The following is a 24,312-nucleotide window of genomic DNA, read 5'->3' on the forward strand; positions in this document are numbered from 1 at the left end:
ATTTAAGCAGACGCGTTTTCGCTTTCCAGCACAACGCGTTTTATCCGGTAAAAATAAACATATGCTGAGAAAAAAGACGTATTCATCTGTAAGCGGGAAAAAAGCAGCAATGACCAGCTAAACAGCAGCAGGAGCACTTCGTGAAACTCGCCCATGAATACTGATGACAGGGTACAGAACGTTGCCAACGTAACGGAAATAATGGCCAGCAATAGCGCATAGCGGTAAATAATGACCCCGCTCATTCTTCCTTTAAGCAGGAGCTGATTTGACGGGGTAAGAAAAGCGATATAGCCCACGGCCAGGAAGAAGACCAGCTCCAGATGCTTTTTATTGTGCAGCTCAAACTGCGCAATAACCATGTTTATACTGACGATCCATGTCATGGTCATCATGATCGCCGTAAGCCCAATAACGCCTCCGTGAGGAATACCTTGTTCATACCAGTTTTTTTTGTAGTGGCTGGCCGGATACACAGGTAACTTAATTTCTGGCGGGATCAACTGCCCTTTTTTCACCAGCTCCGCCAGTGTTTTTCCTGTTAGCCACGTCATCAGGTTCATGGGCTTATCATTTCCTTGTCTGTGAGGTGAGATATTCTTGTAATGCAACTCGCACTAATCGACGCCCCAGGCAGAAACGAATCATCATCGTAAACGTTTCGCCATTCATCACCCAGCGGCAAAGCACAACCATAATAATAGCGATAACCAGATCACTTTTTAGTTCGCTATTTTGATTGCACAACACGTCAAATAATCCAGTACCGCAGAGCATAATATTTAATAAAAACAGTAAAACGCAGAGGCGCAACCCCAGGATATAACCCTTGGCAATAAGCCATACCTCAGCCATAACACATAGCATCATACCTATAGCACTGCCCAAATAAATGATTATATTTAGTGGCCAATATAGAATAAACTTATCAAAAACAAAATGCGCACTGCACACACCTCCCACAAGAAGCATAAAACTAAACGCGCAAACAGGCGCAGGATTGGGTAATGAATGTTCCCATGACATTCCGGTAATGAAATGAGAAATCAGCGCTGGCGGGCATTTCTGATTAAAATCCTCGCCGCCATTTTTAATGGCGCGAGTGACGTCTTTAGCTTCACAAAACGCTAACCAAAATTGTTTGCCACATAATTTACTCATTATACCCATCATCACCAACCTGAATAAAAAACCTGCAACGCCTACGGCCTGAAAGATAGTAGTATTTCCAGAATCATCAAAATGATATAACGACACAGCGTAACCACAGCATTAATAATGCCAAGGTAAAGCGTCAGCGCGCCAAATAAAGCGCAACGAGGCAGGGATGAAAACTCGCTGTGATATAACATGCGGGCATAACCATGAAGTGTCGATTTTTCTAGTGCTGTAATCAATGTCCATACTAATACCGTCAGCACACTGGCTATCCAGACCAGAGTGCTACTGGCCACCAGGCTATTGACGACTATCGCAGCGATGATCCCGCTTACCGCCATAAAAATTAACGGCCTGAATAGACCAGAACTGATATTCAGGTAGAAAATAAATAAGGCATTAAGACTAAACATGATTCCAACAATCACGAAAATGGTCGCGCCACCTGAGAAAAGGTAAGCTAATGACACGCCGGTAAGCGTAATGATGGCAATATATATCAACGTTGCGACAACAGTGCCAAAGCGGGAAGGCAGGTAATGGCCCCATACCCCAGGCCAAGCAAAAGTGCTGATATCCACAAAACAACAACAGGTTGAACGTGAGTTATCAAAAAATGAGTATACAACGTTAACCATATAATGCCGGCGGTACACCATAGTCCCAGCGCAGTATACCAATAGGTAAGGGATAACATTGTCGCAGGAATAAATGCTATTTGCCGTATACGTATTGCAGCCAGAGGTCCCACTTGTCATTTATCACTCTTCTCATGATCACGGTGATAAGAATGGCAAGCGCAGGAAAATATTTCTAAGATGTTTATGCTGTTTCGCCCTAAATAAAGTCCTAAAAAAAATCCTGGCGCAGGGCCAGGATTTTAAGAGATCGCTATAATTAGCGGCGATTACCAAAAATACGCAGTAACATCAGGAACAGGTTGATAAAGTCCAGGTACAGCGTTAACGCGCCGAGAATCGAATATTTACGCAGATTAGCGCTATCGCGGGTATCTATTTGCTCGCCGATATTTTTCAGTTTCTGCGTGTCATAGGCGGTCAGACCGACAAACACCACCACCCCGATATAGGTTACCGCCCACATCAGCGCTTCACTCTTCAGCCAGAAATTGACCAGCGACGCCAGAACGATACCAATAAGCGCCATAAACAGCATATTGCCGAAACCGCTAAGATCGCGTTTAGTGGTGTACCCGTACAGGCTCATGGCGCCAAACATTCCCCCCGTCACCACAAACGTGCTGGCGATAGAGGAGTAGGTGTAAACGATAAAAATACTGGATAACGTCAATCCGGTTAGCGCCGAATAGAGCATAAACAGCGTCGTCGCCATTCCGGCGCTAAGTTTATGCACCAGTCCCGACAGAACAAACACCAGCGCAAGCTGGGCAATAATTAAGCCAAAGAAGGTGATCTTACTGGAAAAGACAAACATCATGACGGCTGGCGTATTAGCCGCATACCACGCGATAAACGCGGTCAGTAACAGTCCGACCGTCATCCAGCCATACACTTGCGCCATATAGGTCTGCAGGCCGGACCGTGCCTGCACTATTGAATCAGATCGTGGAAATCTGTCCATGATGAACTCCTGTGTGGAAATGATACCCTAAAGCGTATCACATTCTGCTACCAACGTTTCGCCGACTGCTGGTCGCTGTCGCGCGCTTCGACCCAGCGATCGCCTTCCGGCGTGGCTTCACGCTTCCAGAACGGCGCACGGGTTTTCAGATAATCCATAATGAACTGGCCGGCGTCGAACGCGCTACTGCGGTGCGCGCTGGTGACGCCGACAAACACAATCTCATCGCCCGGCCATAATTCGCCAACGCGATGAATCACCGTTACCCGACCCAGCGGCCAGCGGGAACGTGCCTCAACGACGATCTCCGCCAGAGCTTTCTCAGTCATGCCGGGATAATGCTCCAGCGTCAGCGCCTTAACGCTATCGCCCAGGTTATGATTGCGCACTTTTCCGGTAAAGGTGACGACCGCGCCGTCTTCGTCGCGCGCCGCCAGCCAGGAATATTCCTCCCCGACGCTAAACGGCGCGGGGCCGACTACAATTCGCGTTTCGTGCATGTTAGCCCCCCGTGACTGGCGGGAAAAACGCCACTTCATCGCCCGCCGTCAGCGGATGGTCAAAACTTACCAGCGTCTGGTTGACCGCCGCCAACAGCTTGCCGTCTTCCAGCGCCAGCGCCCAACGATCGCTCTTTGTCGCCAGATGCTGTCGCAGCGACTCAACGGTGGAAAAATCTGCTGGAAGATCCAGCGCATCAGTTCCTGTAAGCTCGCGAACCTGGGCGAAGAAAAGCACTTTAATCATGCGCATCCACCTTAAAATCCCCCGATTTGCCGCCGCTTTTCGCCAGCAGGCGCACCGGACCAATTACCATATCTTTTTGTACCGCTTTGCACATGTCGTAGATGGTTAACGCCGCGACGGACGCCGCGGTTAATGCTTCCATTTCGACACCGGTTTTACCGGTCAGACGGCACAGAGACTCAATACGTACGCGGTTATGCTCCGGCTCGGCCTGAAGCTGAATCTCCACTTTACTTAGCAGTAGCGGGTGGCACAGCGGGATCAGCTCCCAGGTGCGTTTGGCGGCCTGAATACCAGCAATTCGGGCGGTGGCGAAAACATCGCCCTTGTGGTGTTTGCCATCAACAATCATCGCCAGCGTTTCACTACGCATGGTAACGAATGCTTCCGCACGCGCTTCACGAACGGTTTCCGCTTTCGCGGAAACGTCCACCATGTGCGCTTCGCCTGCGGCGTTTATATGGGTTAATTGCGACATCGTTATTTCTTTAAATGAGGGTGAAAATTACATGGGCGTGTACGGGCATCCAGCTGCGGCGCAATGATATTCTCCCATGCGGTTCTGCACGCTTTTGTGGAGCCCGGCATGGCGAAAATCAAGGTGTTATTCGCCACGCCAGCTACCGCGCGCGACTGCAGAGTTGCGGTGCCGATCTCTTCAAACGAGAGCATGCGAAACACTTCGCCAAATCCTTCCACTTCACGATCGAACAGCGGCAACAGCGCTTCCGGCGCCTGATCGCCTTCGGTCAAACCGGTCCCACCAGTTATCAATACGACCTGCACCTCATCACTGGCGATCCAGGCGGAAACCTGGGCGCGAATCGCGTAACGGTTTTCTTTAACGATGGCTTTCGCCACCACTTCATGCCCGGCCTCCTGCGCCGAATCACGCAGATAATGACCGGAGGTGTCGTCTTCTTCGCCGCGTCGGCTGGAAACAGTAAGAATAGCGATGCGGGTCGGGATAAATTCAGCGCTGACCTGACTCATCTGAAATCTCCTTATTAAGGATTAACCGCCAATGTAAGATAAATTTTGCGTAATACCAGTATTGCTCTGGTGAAGGAAATGGGTCTGCTTTTTCTCCCGCAACGCGTCGGAAATACGTTCCTCAAGCGCGTATTGCTGCGCATCATCCTGTAACAGGTCGCGTAAACTCACGCCGCCGTCGCCAAACAGACATAAATGCAGCTTACCGACGGACGAAACACGCAGGCGATTACAGGTGGCGCAGAAATCTTTTTCGTACGGCATAATGAGACCGATCTCACCGGCGTAATCGGGGTGACAAAAAACCTGCGCCGGACCATCGCTACGCTGGCGGAGCTGGTGGATCCAGCCGCGCTTAATCAGCTCGTCGCGCAATACCTGACCCGAAATATGATGTTTGCGGAAGAGATCGCTCCCCTCGCCCGTCTCCATAAGTTCAATGAAGCGTAGCTGAATGGGGCGAGGCTGAATCCAGGCAAGGAAGGTATCCAACTGATGGTGATTCACGTCGCGCATCAGCACGGTGTTGACTTTCACCTTTTCGAAACCGGCGTCAAAGGCGGCATCGATGCCCGCCATCACCTGACGGAATTTGTCCTGACCGGTAATCGCATGGAACTGACGCGCATCCAGACTATCCACGCTAACATTGACGCCCGTCAGCCCCGCTTCGCGCCAGTTCGCGGCATCGCGCGCCAGTCGATAACCGTTAGTGGTCACCGCGATCTGGCGAATAGCATCATTTTCACCCACGGCGGCAATGATGTCGGTAAAATCGCGGCGTAATGAAGGCTCGCCGCCGGTAAGACGCACCTTCTCCGTGCCAAGACTGGCAAAAGCGCGCGTAACGCGACGAATTTCATCAACGGTAAGGAAACCGTTGTTAGTGACGCCGCCAGGTTTGTAGCCATCCGGCAGGCAGTAGGTGCAACGAAAGTTACACACATCGGTAATCGACAAACGCAAGTAGTAAAACTTACGCGCGAAAGCATCGGTAAGTTGTGAAGCCATGTACACCTTTCCAAATACGGGAGGCGGAGTCATTTCTTCCTGCGCCCTGGTGGCAAACGTTAAACGTTGTCACGGCCAAAGCACCATATCAAAAATGACCCAGGTGCAGAGGCTAGAGTGTTTACTGTGGTTACGCCGATACTAGCGTGTAAATGACAATTTCGCCATCACGCTTTCGCTATATAAACATATACATAGCGATATGATCGTGCTATTTAGCGACAGAATACGTGAAAATCACACTTTTACATTGATATATATCATTTAGCCGTGGTAACGCCCTCGCTATAAAGGGGTAGTCGGGAATAATTAATTGTCTTTTAGCCGGTCGGCTAATTGCTGAAAACCCGCGACTTGCGCTACTGTAGCGCTGCTTATTTGACTTCAGGAATTTTTATGCGCAATCGTACGCTGGCTGACCTTGATCGTGTCGTTGCCCTCGGCGGAGGGCATGGATTAGGACGCGTCCTCTCCTCGCTTTCTTCTTTAGGTTCGCGCCTGACCGGCATTGTGACTACCACAGATAACGGGGGGTCAACTGGCCGTATTCGCCGCTCGGAAGGCGGGATCGCATGGGGCGATATGCGCAACTGTCTGAATCAGTTAATTACCGAACCCAGCGTCGCATCCGCTATGTTTGAGTATCGTTTTGGCGGTAATGGCGAACTTTCTGGTCATAACCTCGGAAATTTGATGTTAAAGGCGTTAGATCACCTGAGCGTGCGGCCTCTGGAAGCGATTAATTTAATTCGTAATCTGCTTAAAGTGGACGCGCAGCTGATCCCGATGTCAGAGCTACCGGTAGATCTGATGGCGATTGACGATCAGGGGCATGAGATTTATGGCGAGGTGAATATCGATCAGTTAGCGACTCCGCCGCAGGAGATCATGTTAACGCCAAACGTTCCGGCGACGCGGGAAGCGGTACAGGCCATTAATGACGCGGATCTGATTCTGATTGGCCCTGGCAGTTTTTATACCAGCCTGATGCCTTGCCTGCTGCTGGATGAACTGGCGCAGGCGCTGCGGCGCACCCCAGCGCCAATGGTGTATATCGGCAATCTGGGTCGCGAACTGAGTCTGCCCGCCGCCAGTTTAACGCTGGTCGATAAGCTGGCAATGATGGAGCAATATATTGGCAAAAAAGTCATTGACGCAGTAGTGGTTGGGCCGCGAGTTGACGTCAGTGCGGTGAACGATCGGCTGGTGATTCAGGAAGTGCTGGAGGCCAGCGATATCCCCTATCGCCACGATCGTCAGTTATTACACAATGCGCTGGAAAAAGCGCTACAGGCGTTGGGTTAAGCCCGTTTACCGACGACGCTGCGCTTATCAGAAGCCTGTTTACACCGAAGGGTAAACAGGCTCTCTCCCTCTTCTGATAAACTGCGTTCAGCTATCACCAGTAGGCGCTCACGAGCGAGCTCACCTCTTTTTTCAGCAATATATTCTCCATGATCTCAGTAAAGAGGGTCTGATTGATCTCTTCCATTATCCGCATTCCAGCCATGCGCTCTGCGTCAGGATCACCTGCTATTCCTAACGCTTCCAGTTCAGCATTGACCCGGCTCTGATACTCATCCGTTTCAATACACTCAGCCCTTTTGTCCATCATTTCACGCCACTCTTCTGGCGCTATACGCTCCAGCACTTTATGCCACGGCCCCCACAGCGCAAACCATTTGTGAAAATCCCTATTTTCAGCAATTTTTATCCTTATTTCCGCATCGTCCAGGTCAGACTCAGTAATACCCGAAACGTTATAGAACCGCATATCCTGGGTCATTGTTGTCAGCGACAGCGACTCTCGTAACTGATTCTGAAAACCCAGGTATACTTCGACTTCGTCAATAAAAAACAGCCGTTTTACCTTTTCTCTGGCGAGCGATTCTATTTGCTCCAGCCGAAAAATTTCACGCCCCGCCATAATCAGTTCCGCTAAGTGGCTATCAAAGGCGCCTCTTTCAGCATCATGAACCAACGTCGCTTCCTGCATTTGGTGGTATGCCAGTGTGACCCGATCTTCACAGCTTATCGTTGCATCCATCGCTATAAAAAATGCGGTTTCTCTTAGTGTGCTATCATCAGCCAGGCGCATTAGCCAGGCGGAGACTTGTTCCTTAAAATCCGGGTGTCGGGTGTTCTGCGTATCGCTAAGACGATCCAGAAACATGCTGAAGGCTGCCGCGTTTACTTCCGTCTCAAACGCCCGCCATTGGTTGACGTCTTCCTCCTCGAGATTGGTTAGCCACCCCTGGACAGCTTGATGCAGTGGTCGAGTTACCCGAACAATTGAAAAGTCGCCCATGGCAAAAAATACCTCGGGTCCCTGATAACCCGCAGAGGACATTAGCCGCTGCATATTCTGTATCGTTCGTTCTGAAAAAGGATTATGTTCTACGATTATTCTTGTAGGTCGAGGTCCCTCACCACGAAAACGGGGTAACGACTCCGGGAGACGGACCAGGCGATTGCGAGAGGCCTGCATTATTTGTAATGCCGCCGGGAGGTTTTCCGGTAGATTACTCAATGCGTTACGGGAAACGTCCAGCGTTGTTATCGTGGGAGGTAGTGTTTCAGGCAGAACAGTAATCTGATTTTTACTTACATCCAGGAACTGTAATTCTGGTGGTAACGATGCGGGCAGACTGGTTAAGGCATTTTCACCGGCCTCCAGATTCTTCAGGCCCGGCGGCAATGTTTCAGGCAGAGCGGTTAACGAATTACTCTGCACATTCAAATGGGTAATCCCTGACGGAAGATGTTCTGGCAGTGTCCTTATGCGGTTATCATAAACGCTCAGGTACCGAAGTTCCTCAGGTAGATTTTCAGGTAAGGAACTAATTTTATTATGGAAAAGATCCAGCGATTGAAGCGCTGAAGGCAAACGTTCCGGTAATTCAGTAATACGGTTAATGCTCAGCTCCATTTTCTTTATGGTATCCGGTAACGTGGCAGGGATACTGGTTAGCTGATTACTGCTGGCATACAGGGTCTTTATATTTCCCTGTAAATTTTCCGGAAAACTTTTCAGTTCATTGTTATCGAGTATCAGAGTAGTTATCTGCTCAGGAATACAGGCGGGTATAGTGGTAAGTCCTAATATTTTCAGACGGAGTTCCGTCTTATTATTTTTCAGGCAGTCACGCATCCGTTGTACGGCTTCTTCACGATTTGCTGCCTCTTCCGCTGGCGCCGCTTTTACCCACTCAGACCAGATTAACTCATAATTCACAGCATCTTTGGAGCCGGAAGCGCTACTCGCCTGCTCGCTTTCTGTCACACGGGTATAGGTGACTGACTTTCCCCCTCCCTCAACGGTATAGCCCTCTGTATTAAAAACTATAGACAGAATTTCCTGACTATTTTCACTCAAAATACAGTATTGGTCTGCCCCCCCTCTACTATACTGAATATTATCCGCATACGCCGGGAAAGCTAACATCCTTAAACATTCAAACTTGCTTTTGATCTCTTCTGGCGAGGCGGTTTCAGGTGGATGACAAAGATAAGCGATGCAGCTTTGTGCTTCAACCTGATGTTCTGAAGAGAAAAAGGCACTTATTTTATTCCATATCTCTTCTTTTAAAGGCACCTCTGTTGATGCCTCATTGCTAATACTTTGCTGCCTTGCCGTAGATTGTATATTAGTAATATTAAACATATTTTCCCTACCTGATCTGAACGTAACCTAAAGTAACAGATAAGGATATTCTCAACTTTAAATAAGAGGTCCTGGTCGTCATTATTTCGGACAAATCATTCAGTATTTGCAGCGCTTGACTTATAAATGCTCACGCTTCCATCACCTCTTTTTTATGTAGGATGATGTTATCTGTTGCCATGACACGATTTCAACGAACTCACATAAGATTAAAATGACGATCATAAGGATAGCTATACCGATAATACGGGGCGTTTTTTTCATAGCCGAGGAGAGAGGGAAAATTAGCGTTGGGTTCAGCCTCAACGCTAATTTTCTTCAGTTGTGATTAAACTAGCTAACTCATTGATGTTTTTAGTTTTTCGACAATCTCGTTAGTCAAAGCCTGTCACTGTTTTTCATTCCTGACTGACTTAGCCCTTACTATTGCACTGAAATTCTCAAAAGCGAGCCATGGTAACGATGACTCGCTGGCGATCGACACATTGTCAGGACGCCGCGATAAACAACTCGCGTAACTGGTGCAACTGGTCGCGAATTTGCGCGGCTTCTTCAAACTCCAGATTTTGCGCGTGCTGCATCATTTGCCCTTCCAGCTCATGAATTTTCTGCTGCAACGCTTTCGGCGTCATATCCAGTTCGACAATTCCGGCTTTTGCCGTAGAACGGCCCTTGCCTTTCCCCTTCGCTTTGGTTTTCGCAATGTTCTGCCCCAGCGCCAGGATGTCGACCACTTTTTTGTTCAGCCCCTGCGGAGTGATACCGTGCTCTTCGTTGTACTTCTGCTGCTTCTCGCGACGTCGCTCGGTTTCGCCAATCGCCTTCGCCATCGACGGCGTGATTTTATCGCCATACAGAATCGCTTTACCATTAACGTTACGCGCCGCGCGTCCTATGGTCTGAATCAGGGAGCGCTCGGAGCGCAGGAAGCCCTCTTTATCGGCGTCCAGAATCGCCACCAGCGAGACTTCCGGCATATCCAGCCCTTCGCGCAGCAGGTTAATCCCCACCAGAACGTCAAACTCGCCCAGACGCAAATCGCGGATGATTTCCATGCGCTCCACGGTATCAATATCTGAGTGCAGGTAACGCACGCGCTCGCCGTGTTCTTCCAGATATTCGGTCAAATCTTCCGCCATCCGTTTGGTGAGCGTAGTGACAAGGACACGCTCATTAATGGCCGCACGCTGACGAATTTCGGACAGCAGATCGTCCACCTGGGTCGCCACCGGACGCACTTCAATAATCGGGTCCAGCAGCCCGGTCGGTCGCACGACCTGATCCACCACCTCATCACCAGATTTTTCCAGCTCATAGTTGCCGGGCGTGGCGGAAACATAGATAGTTTGCGGCGCTAAGGCTTCAAACTCCTCAAACTTCAGCGGACGGTTATCCAGCGCCGAAGGCAGACGGAAGCCATACTCGACCAGCGTCTCTTTGCGCGCCCGGTCGCCGCGGTACATGCCGCCTATCTGCGGGATGGTGACATGAGACTCATCCACCACCAGCAGTCCGTCGGCGGGCAGATAATCGAACAAGGTTGGCGGCGGTTCGCCCGGCCCGCGGCCCGACAGAAAGCGGGAATAGTTTTCAATGCCTGAGCAGTAGCCCAGCTCGTTCATCATCTCTAAATCGAACTGCGTGCGCTGGCTTAATCGCTGCTCTTCAAGCAGCTTATTATTTGCCAGCAAGACCTTACGCCTGTCCGCCAGCTCATCTTTTATCTCTTCCATCGCCTGCAGAATACGCTCGCGCGGCGTCACGTAGTGCGTTTTGGGATAGATAGTATAACGTGGCACCGTTGACTCTACCTGCCCGGTTAACGGGTCGAACAGCGACAGGCGTTCCACTTCTTCATCAAACAGCTCAACGCGTAGCGCGATGTCGTCAGATTCAGCCGGGAAGATGTCGATCACTTCGCCGCGCACGCGAAAGGTACCACGCTGAAAAGCTTGATCGTTACGGGTGTATTGCAATTCCGCCAGCCGACGCAAAATCGCGCGCTGGTCAATCAGCATTCCCACCGTCAGATGCAGCATCATTTTCAGGTAGAGATCCGGATCGCCCAGACCGTAAATCGCGGACACGGAAGCCACCACCACGACATCGCGTCGCTCAAGCAACGCTTTCGTTGCCGACAACCGCATTTGCTCAATATGTTCGTTTACCGAAGCGTCTTTTTCGATAAACGTATCCGAACTTGGCACATACGCTTCCGGCTGATAGTAGTCATAGTAGGAGACGAAATACTCCACCGCGTTTTCCGGGAAAAACTCTTTCATTTCGCCGTAGAGCTGCGCCGCCAGGGTTTTATTGGGCGCAAGCACCATCGTTGGCCGCTGCAAGTCCGCAATGACGTTGGCGATGGTGAATGTCTTCCCGGAGCCGGTCACTCCCAACAACGTCTGATGCGCCAGCCCGTCCTCCAGCCCCTCTTCCAGACGACGTATAGCGTCCGGCTGATCGCCAGAAGGTTTAAAAGCGGAATTCAGTTTGAACGGTTTACTCATGAGCGGCTACCTGAAGGAGTGAGCGGGCAGGGGTGTAATTTTACTCTCGACGGTGAATATTGCCAATAAAAAATACTGGATGAAAAAACAGTAACACTCCAGTGTATAATGGCTATCGGCAGATATCCCACGCTATTTAGAGGTAAAACATAGACAGTCGCGGGGTAAAATTCCAGCAGTGTGCTGGTTATCCCCAGACCAGAGTCTTTTTTAACATTTGTCAAGTCGGATGATGAAAGTTTTATGTCAACGTATCCCCCTTCCTTTACAACCATTGATTTTATATAACTTGCTGTCTAAAAAGGGATATTTTCTCAAGCCGTCTTTCGCGCCAATTTAGTCGCAGGCCGCGTCGCCTCTCGCTTACGTTGTGTTTTCTAACTCTAATACACAAGGTTATCCACAGGAATAGTGGATAACTGCTTCCAGCCCGTATCCCCTGCCGCCTGGCAAAATCAGCCCCTGACGTTTTCGCCGGGCGATAAAAAAAAATTATCGCTATTTTTGGCAGATTATTGGCTAACGAGAAGGGAAAAATTGAAGCGTACACGCTCACATTTTGCACATTTTTAGCATGGCGACGTCAGGAGGGTCTGGCGAAAGAACAGCAGGATCGTCTGATCCTGCAAGAAGGCGGTTTTTAGGCGCGGTCAGGCGTGTTCCAGGGGGCTAAGGTCCAGATACTGTCCTGTCGCCGCCTGCGATGGAGAAACGCCCAGCCACGGGATTTCCCCTAACAGCGGGGCCGGTATGACGCGGCGAAGCGTCGCGAGATATTCACCATGACGCGCGCCTGGCGGCTGTACGTCGTTGGCTATCCATCCGACAAGCGGTAATCCGGCCTGTTCTACCGCCAGCGCCGTCAGCATGGCGTGATTAATACAGCCCAGCTTGACGCCAACAACCAGAATCACCGGCAGCTGCTCCGTCTGTACCCAGTCGGCAAACGTCAGCGTGGCAGAGAGCGGTGTAAACCAGCCGCCCGCCCCTTCTGTCAACACCCAGTCTGCCTGCGCCTCCAGCGTTCGCAATCCGCGTGATAATACCGCCGCGTCTATCGCCCGGCCTTCGTCGGCGCTAACGATGTGGGGAGAGGTAGGCTCGGCAAAAGTATAAGGATTGATAGCGGAATAAGGTTGCGGCAGGCTGCTGTTACGCTGCAAGGCCAGGGCATCGCTATTGCGTAGCCCGTCGGTTGTCATTTCGCTGCCGGAAGCGACGGGCTTATAGCCTACGGTTTGATAACCTAACTGCGTTGCGGCCTGCAATAAGGCGCAACTGGCAACCGTTTTACCGACTTCAGTATCAGTACCGGTGACAAAATAGCGTTTAGTCACGTTCAATCACTCCCATAAAAAGATGGTACGTCAGCGGATATTTCCCCTGCCGCTGCGGCCATGCCAACTGAATCTGTCTAAGCCGGGCGCGGGTTAATACATCTGACTCCCGCCCTTCATGAAGATGGGTGGCGCCAATGCCTTTAAGCGAGCGCATCGCGCTCAGGGCATCCTCAAACCACAATGTCATCGCCTGAGTATGACGAGACGCCCGCCAGCCGCGCAGCGCGTGGTCAATGGCCTCTTCCGGCAAAAAGCTATTCGCGTGAGCGCGATTATCGACGGCCTGCCATGCCTGACGCAGCTCCGGCAACGACCCCTGGCACAAGGTGGTAAACGCCACCACGCCGCCGGGCCGTACAACCCGATACAACTCGCTCAATGCATCACGTAAATCGCCACACCACTGGACCGCCAGGTTGCTCCAGGCCAGGTCAAAAACTTCGGCGTCATGGGGAATCGCTTCGATATCCGCCAGCAAATAGTGATGCGCCGCCTGACGATCGCGCGCCTGTTGCAGCATCGGCAGCGAAAGATCCAGGGCGGTCACTTCGCTCCCCCGCTCTCGCCAGTAACGACTCATACGTCCGGGGCCGCAGCCTGCGTCCAACACACTGGCAAACTGGCGGCCTGCCAACAGCGTCAGCAGCGCATCCGCGCTGTGTTGCTGCAAAGAGGCGTGCTGTTCATATTGCGATGCGGCCCGGCCAAACGCCGCCGCAATAGCCTGCTTATTCACCTGCGCCATGCAGCACCTCCAGCAGACGATCGATATCACACGCTTCATGCGCCTGCGTTAACGTTAAGCGCAGGCGCGCCGTGCCGACAGGCACCGTCGGCGGGCGAATCGCCGTCGCCCAGCATCCTTGTTGACGCAGTGCCTCCGCCAGGCGTAATGCACGGCTGTTATCGCCCACGATTAACGGCTGGATGGCGCTATGGGCATTCAGTAGCGTAAACCGGGACGCGTTAACGCCGGCCCGAAAGCGCTGAACCAGAGCGGCGAGTTTTTCGCGCCGTTCACCACCTTCATCGCTACGGATCACCGCCAGCGAGGCGCTTAACGCCTGCGCCTGGGCGGGCGGCATACTGGTGCTGTAAACCAGATGACGGGCAAATTGCAGCAGATAATCCGCGACGCTTTCCGAGCAGAGCACCGCAGCGCCGCTGACGCCAAACCCCTTACCGAAAGTCACCACCAGCAACTCAGGCTTCACCCCCCGTTGCCAGCAGGTGCCCCGCCCCTCATCGCCAGTCACGCCGATGCCGTGCGCATCATCAACCAACAGCCAGGCATGATGCCTGCGGGCAATGTGCTGGATTTCCGCCAGCGGCGCGCTGTCGCCGTCCATGCTGTATACACCTTCTGTCACCACCAGTTGCTGGCCCACGCAGGGCGATTGCAGTAAACGCGACAGATGCTGCGTATCGTTATGGATAAAGCGGCGAAGCTGCGCCGGACTCAGATTAGCGGCCTCCAGCAGGGAAGCATGACTTAACCTGTCGGCCACAATCCGGTCATTTTTTTTCATTAAGGCGGTAATGACCGCCTGATTCGCCGCAAAGCCAGAGATAAACAGCAGCGCGCGCGGATATCCTAACCATTGCGCCAGTTCCTCCTCTAACGCCCGGTGCGCCACGGAATAACCGCTGATATGACCCGACCCGCCGCTGCCGACGCCAAAACGCGTCGCTGCCTGTTGCCAGGCGCGAATAATCTGCGGGTGTTGACTTAAGCCGAGGTAATCATTGCTGGAGAAGTTAAGATACTGTCGCCCGTTCGCTACCAGCCAGCGTCCGGCGCCCTGCGACACCACATAGCGGCGGCGCAATGTATCCGTCGCCCGACGCGCCGTCAGCGCATCGTCGACGCGTTGTTGCCAACTCATAAGGCTGCCGCGTTGTAATAATCATCGGTGTCAGGCGTCATCAGCGTCTGCTCCAGACGTTGCTGCTGCTCGTTATCGCCCGCCAGCACCCTGGTCTGCTGCGGATTCAGCCCCAGCTTACGGAATAACTGCAGATCCTTGTCCTCTGCCGGATTTGGCGTAGTTAACAATTTGCAGCCATAGAAAATCGAGTTCGCCCCGGCCATAAAGCACATCGCCTGGGTCTGCTCGTTCATCTGTTCACGTCCTGCGGAAAGACGCACGTATGAGGTCGGCATCATGATGCGCGCTACGGCGATAGTACGAATAAAATCAAACGCATCCACGTCATCGTTATCCGCAAGCGGCGTGCCTTTCACCTTCACCAGCATGTTAATTGGCACGCTTTCCGGCGGCGTCGGCAGGTTCGCCAACTGCAACAACAGTCCGGCGCGATCGGTAACCGTTTCGCCCAGACCCACAATGCCGCCGGAGCACACTTTAATCCCTGCTTCACGGACTTTTTCCAGCGTGTCGAGGCGCTCCTGATAGGTACGGGTAGTGATGATATTGCCGTAAAACTCCGGCGAGGTATCGAGGTTGTGGTTGTAGTAATCCAGCCCGGCGTTAGCCAGACGCTGCGCCTGGCTCTCGTTCAACATGCCTAGCGTCATACAGGTTTCCAGCCCCATCGCTTTGACGCCCTGTACAATCTGCTCCAGATAAGGCATATCGCGTTCATGCGGATTCTTCCAGGCCGCTCCCATACAGAAGCGGGTCGAACCGGCGTTTTTCGCTTTACGGGCGGAGTCCAGTACCTGCTCTACTTCCATTAAACGCTCGGCTTCCAGCCCGGTTTTATAGCGCGAGCTCTGCGGGCAGTATTTACAATCCTCCGGGCAGGCGCCGGTTTTGATCGACAGCAGCGTACTAACCTGTACCTGCTGCGGATCGAAATGCTGGCGATGAATTTGCTGCGCTTCAAACAGCAATTCCAGCAGTGGTTTTTCAAATAATTCGGTTACTTGCGACAGTGTCCAGCGTGGGTGGCGAGCCATCGGGCTTCTCCAAAATATGTTGTTTGTTTTTGATATGGTGTAGACTCGTAAACCTAAATCTTTTTAATTTGGTTTACAAGTCGATTATGACAACGGACGATCTGGCCTTCGATAAACGCCATATTTGGCATCCTTACACTTCCATGACCTCGCCGCTGCCGGTATATCCCGTTGAGCGGGCCGAAGGCTGCGAGCTGGTTCTCGCCTCGGGCGAACGCCTGATTGAGGGGATGTCCTCCTGGTGGGCGGCCATTCATGGTTATAACCACCCGCAATTGAACGCGGCGATGAAAGCGCAAATTGACGCCATGTCGCATGTCATGTTCGGCGGCATAACCCATACACCTGCGGTGAATCTGTGCCGTAAGCTGGTCGCGATAACGCCTGAGCCGCTGGAGTGTGTCTTTCTGGCCGACTCCGGTTCGGTGTCGGTAGAAGTGGCCATGAAGATGGCGCTGCAATACTGGCAGGCGCGGGGCGAATCGCGTCAGCGTTTTCTGACGTTTCGCCACGGTTATCATGGCGACACGTTCGGCGCGATGTCGGTGTGCGATCCGGATAACTCCATGCACAGCTTGTGGAAAGGCTATCTGCCGGAAAATCTGTTCGCGTCGGCGCCGCAAAGCCGGATGGATGGCGAATGGGATGAAAGCGACATCGCGCCATTTGCCCGCCTGATGGCCGCGCATCGCCATGAAATAGCCGCCGTGATTCTGGAACCTATCGTTCAGGGCGCGGGCGGGATGCGCATATATCATCCACAATGGCTCAGGCGTATTCGTAACATGTGCGATCGCGAAGGCATTCTGCTGATTGCCGATGAAATAGCCACCGGGTTTGGCCGTACCGGCAAACTGTTCGCCTGCGAGCACGCCGGGATCGCGCCGGATATTCTGTGTCTCGGCAAAGCCTTAACCGGCGGCACCATGACCCTCTCGGCAACGCTCACGACACGCCAGGTTGCAGAGACTATTAGCAACGGCGAGGCGGGGTGTTTTATGCATGGCCCGACGTTTATGGGGAATCCGCTGGCCTGCGCCGTCGCCTGCGCCAGCCTGACGCTGCTGGAAAGCGGCGAATGGCGTCAGCAGGTGGCGTCTATCGAGTCTCAGTTACGCGCTGAGTTAGCCCCCGCGCAAAGTTCGCCCTGGGTGGCGGATGTACGGGTGTTGGGCGCGATTGGGGTGGTTGAAACCACGCATCCGGTCAATATGGCGGCGCTTCAACGCTTCTTCGTCGGGCAAGGCGTCTGGATCAGGCCGTTCGGCAGGCTAATCTACCTGATGCCGCCCTACATTATTCGTCCGGATCAACTGCGCCGTTTGACCCAGGCGGTCAATGACGCGGTACACAATGAAACATTTTTTAGCCATTAATCAGCGGTAAGCGATGCTGCTTCTGGCTACACTTCTGGTGAGTCAAAAGGAGAGCGCATGAAACTTATCAGCAACGATTTGCGCGATGGAGATAAACTTCCTCATCGCCACGTTTTTAACGGTATGGGCTATGATGGCGATAATATTTCGCCGCATCTGGCCTGGGACGACGTGCCGATGGGCACCAAAAGTTTTGTCGTGACCTGTTACGATCCCGATGCGCCGACCGGCTCCGGCTGGTGGCACTGGGTGGTGGTGAACCTCCCGGCGGATACGCGCGTACTGACCCAGGGGTTCGGCTCAGGCCTGGTGGCCGTACCAGACGGCGTCATTCAGACGCGTACCGATTTCGGTAAAGCGGGCTACGGCGGCGCGGCGCCGCCTAAAGGGGAAACGCACCGCTATATCTTTACGGTTCACGCGCTGGACGTCGAGCGTCTTGACGTTGATGAAGACGCCAGCGGCGCGATGGTCGGCTTTAACGTGCATTTCCATTCGCTCGCCAGCGCCTCTATCACGGCGATGTTCAGTTAAACGCTGTGCCGGATGGCGGCGTAAACGTCTTACCCTGCCAACGGGTTGGGTAAGCCGAATAAACGCCGCGCCATCCGGCAGCATTCACATAAAGTCCGGCACCAGACGCTGTAACGCGCCTTGCGCCAGCAGCGTCGTCGCACACTCAATATCGGGTGCGAAAAAACGATCCTGCGTATAATGCGCCACCCGCTCGCGCAGTGTCTGCCGCGCCTGTTCCAGTAACGGGCTGGAGGTTAACCCTTCCCGTAAATCTATCCCCTGACAGGCAGCCAGCCACTCCACGGCAATGATGCCGCGGGTATTCGCCGCCATTTCCCAGAGTCGCCGTCCTGCCGCCGGGGCCATTGAGACATGATCTTCCTGATTCGCCGAGGTCGGCAGGCTATCCACGCTGTGCGGGTGCGCCAGCGCTTTATTCTCGCTGGCGAGCGCCGCGGCGGTGACCTGGGCAATCATAAAACCGGAATTAACGCCGCCATTTTTCACCAGGAACGGCGGTAACTGCGACATATGTTTATCCATCATCAGCGCGATGCGCCGCTCCGATAGCGCGCCGATTTCCGCTATCGCCAGCGCCAGATTATCCGCCGCCATGGCAACCGGTTCAGCATGGAAGTTACCGCCGGAGATCACCTCCCCCGCATCGGCAAAGACCAGCGGATTATCGGACACCGCGTTGGCCTCAGCCAGCAGTACCTCTTTCGTCTGACGTAACTGGGTCAGACAAGCGCCCATTACCTGCGGCTGGCAGCGAAGGGAATACGGGTCCTGAACTTTATGACAGTGGTGATGTGATTCAGCAATGGCGCTGGTATCGGTCAGCAGATGCCGGAACAACCGCGCGGCGTCAATTTGCCCCTGTTGTCCGCGCGCGGCATGAATGCGCGCATCAAAAGGACGGCGCGATCCCAGCACGGCTTCGGTAGTCAGCGCGCCGCAGACGACGGCGGAGGCAAATAACTCCTGTGCCTCAAACAAACCGCGCAGCGCGAAGGCCGTTGACGCCTGGGTGCCGTTAAGCAGCGCCAGCCCCTCTTTGGCCGCCAGCGCGACAGGCTCCAGTCCGGCCTTTTTTAGCGCCGTCTGCGCCGGAAGCCATTCACCCTGCCAGTGCGCTTTTCCTTCGCCAAGCAGCGTCAGCGACAGATGCGCCAGCGGCGCTAAGTCGCCCGACGCGCCAACCGAGCCTTTTGCCGGAATCAGCGGATACACGCCGGCATTCACCAGAGCGATGAGCGCTTCTATCACGCTCAACCGAATCCCGGAAAACCCGCGCGCCAGGCTATTGATTTTCAATACCATGATCAGACGCACCATCGCGTCATCCAGTGGGTCGCCTACGCCCGCGGCGTGAGACAGCACCAACGATCGCTGTAGATTTTGCAAGTCTTCATCAGCGATGCGCGTCTGCGCCAGCAGGCCGAAACCGGTGTTGATGCCGTAGGCGGTACGCCCTTCGGCAACGATATCATTGACGCACGCGACGCTGGCGTTAATGCCGTCAATAGCGCTGGCGTCCAGCCGAAGCTGTACCGGATGACGCCAGATATCGTACAGTTGAGAGAGGCTTAACTGCCCCGGAGTGAGTGTCATGGTGTTCATATCAGCCTTTCCCCTGCGTCGCCGCAACCATCGGTAAATTCAGACCTTGCTCAACAGCGCATTCCACCGCGAGATCATATCCGGCATCGGCATGGCGCATGACGCCCGTCGCCGGATCGTTGTGTAACACGCGGCGAATACGCGCGGCGGCCTCGTCAGTGCCATCACAGACAATCACCATACCGGCGTGTTGCGAAAACCCCATTCCCACCCCGCCGCCATGATGGAGCGATACCCATGTCGCCCCGCTGGCGGTATTCAGCAACGCATTTAACAGCGGCCAGTCGGAAACCGCGTCGGAACCGTCGCGCATCGCTTCGGTTTCACGGTTAGGGCTGGCGACAGAACCGGAATCCAGGTGATCGCGGCCAATCACAATGGGCGCGGATACCTCGCCGCAACGCACCATTTCGTTGAACGCCAGCCCCAGTTTTTGCCGCCACTCCAGGCCTACCCAGCAGATACGCGCCGGTAACCCCTGAAAATGAATGCGCTCGCGCGCCATATCCAGCCAGTGATGCAGATGTTTATCCTCAGCCACTATCTCTTTGACTTTAGCATCGGTTTTATAGATATCCTGCGGATCGCCGGACAGCGCCACCCAGCGAAACGGCCCGATGCCACGACAGAACAGCGGACGAATATAGGCTGGCACAAATCCCGGAAAATCAAAGGCGTTTTCCACCCCCATCTCTTTCGCCATCTGGCGAATATTGTTGCCATAGTCAAAGGTCGGCACGCCCATTTTACTGAACGCCAGCATCGCCCGAACATGTGCCGCCATGGAACGTTTCGCTGCCTGCATCGTCCCGTGGGGATCGGATTGCGCGTTTTTCTGATACTCCTCCCAGCGCCAGCCGGAGGGTAAATAGCCATGTAGCGGATCGTGGGCGCTGGTCTGATCGGTCACCAGGTCCGGGCGCACGCCGCGATTAACCAGTTCCGACAGGATATCCGCCGCGTTCGCGCACAGGGCGACGGACACGGCTTTCCCCTCGCGGGTGTAGCGCGTAATGCGGGCCAGCGCGTCATCCAGCGTGGCGGCCTGCTCATCCACGTAGCGAGTACGCAGACGAAAATCGATACGGCTTTGCTGGCATTCAATCGTCAGCGAACACGCTCCGGCCAGCGTCGCGGCTAGCGGTTGCGCGCCGCCCATGCCGCCCAGTCCGGCGGTCAGCACCCAGCGTCCCGCCAGCGTGCCGTTATAGTGCTGACGCCCCGCCTCGACAAAGGTTTCGTATGTTCCCTGCACGATTCCCTGGCTGCCGATATAGATCCAGCTTCCGGCCGTCATCTGACCGTACATCGCCAGCCCTTTCGCATCCAGTTCGTTAAAGTGTTCCCATGTCGCCCAGTGGGGAACCAGGTTGGAGTTGGCGATTAATACCCGCGGCGCGTTGTCGTGCGTTTTAAATACGCCGACCGGTTTGCCAGACTGAATAAGCAACGTTTCGTCCGCCTCCAGCCGGGTGAGCGCATCAACAATAGCGTCATAGCATTCCCAGTTGCGCGCGGCGCGACCAATCCCGCCGTAGACCACCAGCTCATGCGGATTTTCCGCCACGTCAGGATCGAGATTATTCATTAACATCCGCAGCGGGGCTTCTGTCAGCCAGCTTTTCGCCGTTAATACCGTGCCTCGGGGCGCGCGGATAGTCTGCTGACGATACTTGCTTTCAGGCATAGCAATGACTCCTCATTATTATCGGTCTGCCATCGCCAAATAACGCTAAAACACCACTATCAGGCACCGCCGCAGACCCACAGATAAGAATCAGACATATACTTGTCTATACAAGTAAGCACAAGAATAGAATTAACAAAAATGATACAATTTTGTTATATTGTGTCAGCAATCACGTTTTCCGGCAGCGGCCCGCTCAGGAGATAAATCGTCCCTGTAGCCGGTAGCGCGACCCGGGGAAAAGTAAACGGGCGTGAGAAACAATCCGCGACGCGGACCAGGTTGTACGACGAATGAGCAGACAGGGCTCATGCTCTTTGATAGTTAACCACGCGCACTCTTGCGCCGTGGCGCGCACCGCCTCCACAATATGTTCCCCTTCCGTTAGCGGCGCGATCCGCGACAAATAGGCGTGCGGCGTGGTCTGACGGTAATCCTGCGTCAGGTAATCCACGGCAATATCCGCATTCACGCAGCGATCTTCAATTTGTACCGGCAGATCGTTTTCATAATGCACCATGATGGAATGGAAAATGACATCGCTCTCATTGACGTTGAGAGCGCTGGCCTGGATGGCGTTTGCCCGCACGCGCTCCAGCGTGAGCACCTCACAACGATGCTGATGACGGCGGGCGGCAATCTCCTCGGCGATACTGCGGACTTCAAACAGCGCGGACTGGCCTTTCGGTTCGGCGACAAACGTCCCCACGCCCTGTAAACGCACCAGCCACCCTTCATCCGTCAGCTCACGCAGCGCCCGGTTGATAGTCATTCGGCTAAAGCCATACTGAGCGACCAGTTCTGCTTCCGACGGAATGCGATCGTGCGGCTGCCAGACGCCGCCGGCTATTTTTTTACAGATGTCCTGTTTCACCGTTTCGTAAAAAGGCGCAGGCGCAGAACGGGAGCGGGATGAATACATGCGTGAAGCCTTCCTTATGCGGATAATGTTTTCCGGATGACAGATTAACGCCACCAGTGCGCGATTTGCCAGCCAAGCCGCGCCGCCACGCGCGCCGCTGCGCCATCGTCATCAAAGCGTGGATTAAACTCAACCAGATCCGCCGCCTGTAATTTTCCGCTGCGGCAAACCGGCTCAATTAAACGCAGAACCTGTATCAGCGGCACGCCCAGCGCTGCGGGAGCGGAGACGGCCGGCATTTCCCAGACAGGCAATACGTCGAGATCGATAGTCAGATAAATTTTATCCACCTTGTCGATAAACTGCGTCATCTGCGCCAGCGCGTCATGGCAGTCCAGATCCTCCACCACGGTAACATTCCGCCACTGCGCTTCCCGCCACAACGCCTGCGTATTCGCCGCACGGCTCACGCCGAAACAGGCATAATGAAACGCGCGGCTCTGCGCGTCGCATAGCTGCGCCAGTTGACGAAACGGCGTCCCGGATGTTGCCCGGTCGGTCTGACGGAGATCCAGATGCGCATCAAGATTAATGATCCCTACGCTTTCCTGCGCAAACGCGTCCAGCACCCCCGCGCCGTGTCCAAACGCGGTTTCATGCCCACCGCCCAGCACCAGCGTGCGCATCCCGGCCCGCAGACAGCGGCTTACCGCATCGCGCAAGGCCTGCTGCGCGCCTTCCAGATCGGGCGTCGGCGCAACCCAATTGCCTAAATCCACCAGCCGTTCATGTCCCTGGTGGCTGGCCATATTCGCCAGCGCTTTACGCAACGCGTCCGGGGCGCCTGCCGCGCCGGGACGGCCTGAATTGCGTTTTACCCCCTCGTCGCAGGCAAATCCCATTAACGCGATCTTTTGCTGCCAGTTTTCGGGGGAAAAGGTCTCGCTGCGCGTGACGGTCTGAAACAGACGCCGCGCATCCGGCGCTTCCATACTGTCATCGCGCCCCTGCCAGAGCGCCGGAGAAGCCGGATACCATTGCGTCATGAGATTTGTCCTCTGTATACCCGCTGATATAAAGGGTTACGCCCCGGCTCATACACAATCTCTACCGGCTGTTCAGCATCCCACACCACAAAATCCGCCCGGTAGCCGGCCCTGATCTGCCCATGCGTCGCCTGTCTTCCCAACGCGCGTGCGGCATGGCGCGTAACGCCCGCCCATGCCTCTTCCGGCGTCAGACCAAACTGTACGCAGGCCATATTCATCGCCAGATGCAAACTGCAAAACGGGCTGGTGCCGGGATTAAAATCGCTGGCGACGGCGACAGGCACCTGATAGCGGCGCAGCAGTTCAACTGGCGGGCGCTGCGTCTCGCGCAGAAAATAAAACGCGCCGGGCAACAACACGCCGACAGTACCGCCGTCACGCATCGCCGCGACGCCCGCTTCATCAAGATATTCGATATGATCCGCCGATAAGCCCTGATAACGACTCACCAGCTGCGCGCCGCCCAACATCGAAAGCTGCTCAACATGGCCTTTAACGGGAATACCTAACGCCTTCGCCGTCTGCAACACGCGCTCACTCTGGGCCACATTAAAGCCGACGCTCTCGCAAAAGAGGTCTACCGCATCAAATAACCCTTTTTGCCAGAGCTGCGGAATCATCGTCTCGCAGACCAGAGTGATGTAGCCGTCCGGGTCGTCACGATACTCCGCTGGCGTAGCATGAGCGGCCAATAGCGTGGGGCTAATGTCGATAGCGTTTTCGGCGGCAAGTTTTGCAGCGACGCGCAACAGCTTTTCTTCTGTCGCCAGCTCCAGACCATAGCCGGATTTAATCTCCAGCAGCGTAACGCCTTCGCTGGCAAGGCGCATCATGCGTTCGCGCGCCAGCAGGTAGAGCGTCTCCTCCGCACAGGCGCGGGTTGCTGATACCGTCGCGTTAATGCCGCCGCCCTGAGCGCTAATATGCTGGTATGACGCGCCGTTAAGCCGCTGCTCCCACTCTGCGGCGCGGTTACCGGCAAACACCAGATGCGTGTGGCAATCGATAAGTCCCGGGGTTACCAGTCGTCCCTGCATATCATGGATATTGTCCCCACTGACAGGAAGCTGCGTCTCTGGCACGATATCGCAAATATGCCCTTCGCGTACAATCAGCGCCTGGTTATCCACCAGCCCGTACGGGGCTTGCCGCTGCGGGTCCATTGTCGCCAGCCTGATGTTTCGCCAGACAGTATCGCCCGGTAAAAGTTGCCGCATTCCTGTCGCTCTCTTGCCTGTCATGAGTTGTATA

The 24,312-nt window shown here is 54.2% G+C and carries 22 protein-coding genes, 2 pseudogenes and 1 riboswitch; of the genes and pseudogenes, 3 read left to right on the forward strand and 21 right to left on the reverse strand.

Annotated elements, in window-relative coordinates; genetic code table 11:
* Positions 1 to 2: 2 nt before the first annotated feature.
* From ABVM99_RS22840 to moaA, 9 genes and pseudogenes are all read right to left on the reverse strand, one after another.
* Positions 3 to 563, reverse strand: coding sequence for a hypothetical protein (locus tag ABVM99_RS22840; protein WP_001052196.1), 561 nt, complete (start codon positions 561 to 563; stop codon positions 3 to 5).
* 7 nt (positions 564 to 570) lie between these two features.
* Positions 571 to 1,179, reverse strand: a complete 609-nt coding sequence (locus ABVM99_RS22845; RefSeq protein ID WP_077684078.1) for a hypothetical protein — start codon at positions 1,177 to 1,179, stop codon at positions 571 to 573.
* A 23-nt stretch (positions 1,180 to 1,202) separates the two neighbouring features.
* Positions 1,203 to 1,909 (reverse strand): annotated as a pseudogene (locus ABVM99_RS22850) (Bax inhibitor-1 family protein).
* A gap of 146 nt (positions 1,910 to 2,055) precedes the next feature.
* On the reverse strand, positions 2,056 to 2,760 hold the full coding sequence (locus ABVM99_RS22855) for a Bax inhibitor-1/YccA family protein (RefSeq protein WP_000373611.1): 705 nt from the start codon (positions 2,758 to 2,760) through the stop codon (positions 2,056 to 2,058).
* 47 nt (positions 2,761 to 2,807) lie between these two features.
* Positions 2,808 to 3,260: a molybdopterin synthase catalytic subunit MoaE gene (gene moaE / locus ABVM99_RS22860; RefSeq protein ID WP_023195573.1), complete on the reverse strand. Its 453-nt coding sequence runs from the start codon at positions 3,258 to 3,260 to the stop codon at positions 2,808 to 2,810.
* Position 3,261: 1 nt separating this feature from the next.
* Positions 3,262 to 3,507 carry a molybdopterin synthase sulfur carrier subunit gene (gene moaD, locus ABVM99_RS22865; RefSeq protein WP_000598596.1) on the reverse strand — a complete coding sequence of 82 codons (246 nt, stop codon included), beginning with the start codon at positions 3,505 to 3,507 and terminating at the stop codon, positions 3,262 to 3,264.
* Positions 3,500 to 3,985, reverse strand: coding sequence for a cyclic pyranopterin monophosphate synthase MoaC (gene moaC, locus ABVM99_RS22870; protein WP_000080894.1), 486 nt, complete (start codon positions 3,983 to 3,985; stop codon positions 3,500 to 3,502). The genes moaD and moaC overlap by 8 nt, the downstream gene beginning before the upstream one ends.
* 2 nt (positions 3,986 to 3,987) lie before the next feature.
* Positions 3,988 to 4,500 (reverse strand): molybdenum cofactor biosynthesis protein B, encoded by a 513-nt coding sequence (gene moaB, locus ABVM99_RS22875; protein WP_000084604.1) that lies wholly within the window; start codon positions 4,498 to 4,500, stop codon positions 3,988 to 3,990.
* Positions 4,501 to 4,521: 21 nt separating this feature from the next.
* Positions 4,522 to 5,511 carry a GTP 3',8-cyclase MoaA gene (gene moaA, locus ABVM99_RS22880; RefSeq protein WP_000168180.1) on the reverse strand — a complete coding sequence of 330 codons (990 nt, stop codon included), beginning with the start codon at positions 5,509 to 5,511 and terminating at the stop codon, positions 4,522 to 4,524.
* Positions 5,499 to 5,643, reverse strand: a riboswitch (molybdenum cofactor riboswitch). It overlaps the preceding gene by 13 nt.
* 264 nt (positions 5,644 to 5,907) lie before the next feature.
* Here moaA and yvcK point away from each other — a divergent pair.
* On the forward strand, positions 5,908 to 6,816 hold the full coding sequence (gene yvcK, locus ABVM99_RS22885; protein WP_001246033.1) for a uridine diphosphate-N-acetylglucosamine-binding protein YvcK: 909 nt from the start codon (positions 5,908 to 5,910) through the stop codon (positions 6,814 to 6,816).
* Between the two features lie 94 nt (positions 6,817 to 6,910).
* Here the strand turns inward: yvcK and slrP are convergent, their stop codons facing one another.
* The 7 genes and pseudogenes from slrP to bioB form a co-directional block, all read right to left on the reverse strand.
* Positions 6,911 to 9,175 carry an SPI-1 type III secretion system effector E3 ubiquitin transferase SlrP gene (slrP, locus tag ABVM99_RS22890; RefSeq protein ID WP_052938326.1) on the reverse strand — a complete coding sequence of 755 codons (2,265 nt, stop codon included), beginning with the start codon at positions 9,173 to 9,175 and terminating at the stop codon, positions 6,911 to 6,913.
* A gap of 7 nt (positions 9,176 to 9,182) precedes the next feature.
* Positions 9,183 to 9,356: pseudogene (locus ABVM99_RS22895) on the reverse strand (hypothetical protein).
* A 307-nt stretch (positions 9,357 to 9,663) separates the two neighbouring features.
* Complete coding sequence (gene uvrB / locus ABVM99_RS22900) at positions 9,664 to 11,685, reverse strand: excinuclease ABC subunit UvrB (RefSeq protein WP_000042502.1); 2,022 nt, start codon at positions 11,683 to 11,685, stop codon at positions 9,664 to 9,666.
* Between the two features lie 650 nt (positions 11,686 to 12,335).
* Positions 12,336 to 13,022, reverse strand: a complete 687-nt coding sequence (gene bioD, locus ABVM99_RS22905) for a dethiobiotin synthase (protein WP_023195571.1) — start codon at positions 13,020 to 13,022, stop codon at positions 12,336 to 12,338.
* A complete protein-coding gene (gene bioC / locus ABVM99_RS22910; RefSeq protein WP_020898567.1) occupies positions 13,015 to 13,770 on the reverse strand; it encodes a malonyl-ACP O-methyltransferase BioC in 756 nt (251 codons plus the stop codon). The genes bioD and bioC overlap by 8 nt, the downstream gene beginning before the upstream one ends.
* A complete protein-coding gene (bioF, locus tag ABVM99_RS22915; protein ID WP_023195570.1) occupies positions 13,754 to 14,911 on the reverse strand; it encodes an 8-amino-7-oxononanoate synthase in 1,158 nt (385 codons plus the stop codon). The genes bioC and bioF overlap by 17 nt, the downstream gene beginning before the upstream one ends.
* Positions 14,908 to 15,948, reverse strand: coding sequence for a biotin synthase BioB (gene bioB, locus ABVM99_RS22920; protein WP_000090727.1), 1,041 nt, complete (start codon positions 15,946 to 15,948; stop codon positions 14,908 to 14,910). The genes bioF and bioB overlap by 4 nt, the downstream gene beginning before the upstream one ends.
* A gap of 86 nt (positions 15,949 to 16,034) precedes the next feature.
* Here bioB and bioA point away from each other — a divergent pair, with 86 nt between their 5' ends.
* Entirely contained in the window at positions 16,035 to 17,324 is a 1,290-nt protein-coding gene (gene bioA, locus ABVM99_RS22925) for an adenosylmethionine--8-amino-7-oxononanoate transaminase (RefSeq protein WP_023195569.1), read from the forward strand.
* A 57-nt stretch (positions 17,325 to 17,381) separates the two neighbouring features.
* Entirely contained in the window at positions 17,382 to 17,858 is a 477-nt protein-coding gene (locus ABVM99_RS22930) for a kinase inhibitor (protein ID WP_000767403.1), read from the forward strand.
* An 84-nt stretch (positions 17,859 to 17,942) separates the two neighbouring features.
* Here the strand turns inward: ABVM99_RS22930 and hutH are convergent, their stop codons facing one another.
* From hutH to hutI, 5 genes are all read right to left on the reverse strand, one after another.
* Positions 17,943 to 19,463, reverse strand: a complete 1,521-nt coding sequence (gene hutH / locus ABVM99_RS22935; protein WP_052938325.1) for a histidine ammonia-lyase — start codon at positions 19,461 to 19,463, stop codon at positions 17,943 to 17,945.
* A gap of 1 nt (position 19,464) precedes the next feature.
* Complete coding sequence (hutU, locus tag ABVM99_RS22940) at positions 19,465 to 21,150, reverse strand: urocanate hydratase (RefSeq protein ID WP_023195250.1); 1,686 nt, start codon at positions 21,148 to 21,150, stop codon at positions 19,465 to 19,467.
* A 196-nt stretch (positions 21,151 to 21,346) separates the two neighbouring features.
* Complete coding sequence (locus ABVM99_RS22945) at positions 21,347 to 22,072, reverse strand: histidine utilization repressor (protein ID WP_000287413.1); 726 nt, start codon at positions 22,070 to 22,072, stop codon at positions 21,347 to 21,349.
* A gap of 44 nt (positions 22,073 to 22,116) precedes the next feature.
* On the reverse strand, positions 22,117 to 23,058 hold the full coding sequence (gene hutG / locus ABVM99_RS22950) for a formimidoylglutamase (RefSeq protein WP_272709661.1): 942 nt from the start codon (positions 23,056 to 23,058) through the stop codon (positions 22,117 to 22,119).
* On the reverse strand, positions 23,055 to 24,278 hold the full coding sequence (gene hutI, locus ABVM99_RS22955; RefSeq protein ID WP_023195248.1) for an imidazolonepropionase: 1,224 nt from the start codon (positions 24,276 to 24,278) through the stop codon (positions 23,055 to 23,057). The genes hutG and hutI overlap by 4 nt, the downstream gene beginning before the upstream one ends.
* Positions 24,279 to 24,312 lie beyond the last annotated feature (34 nt).

This window comes from Salmonella sp. SJTUF15591 (assembly GCF_043356435.1).
GTDB classification, from domain to species: Bacteria; Pseudomonadota; Gammaproteobacteria; order Enterobacterales; family Enterobacteriaceae; genus Salmonella; species Salmonella enterica.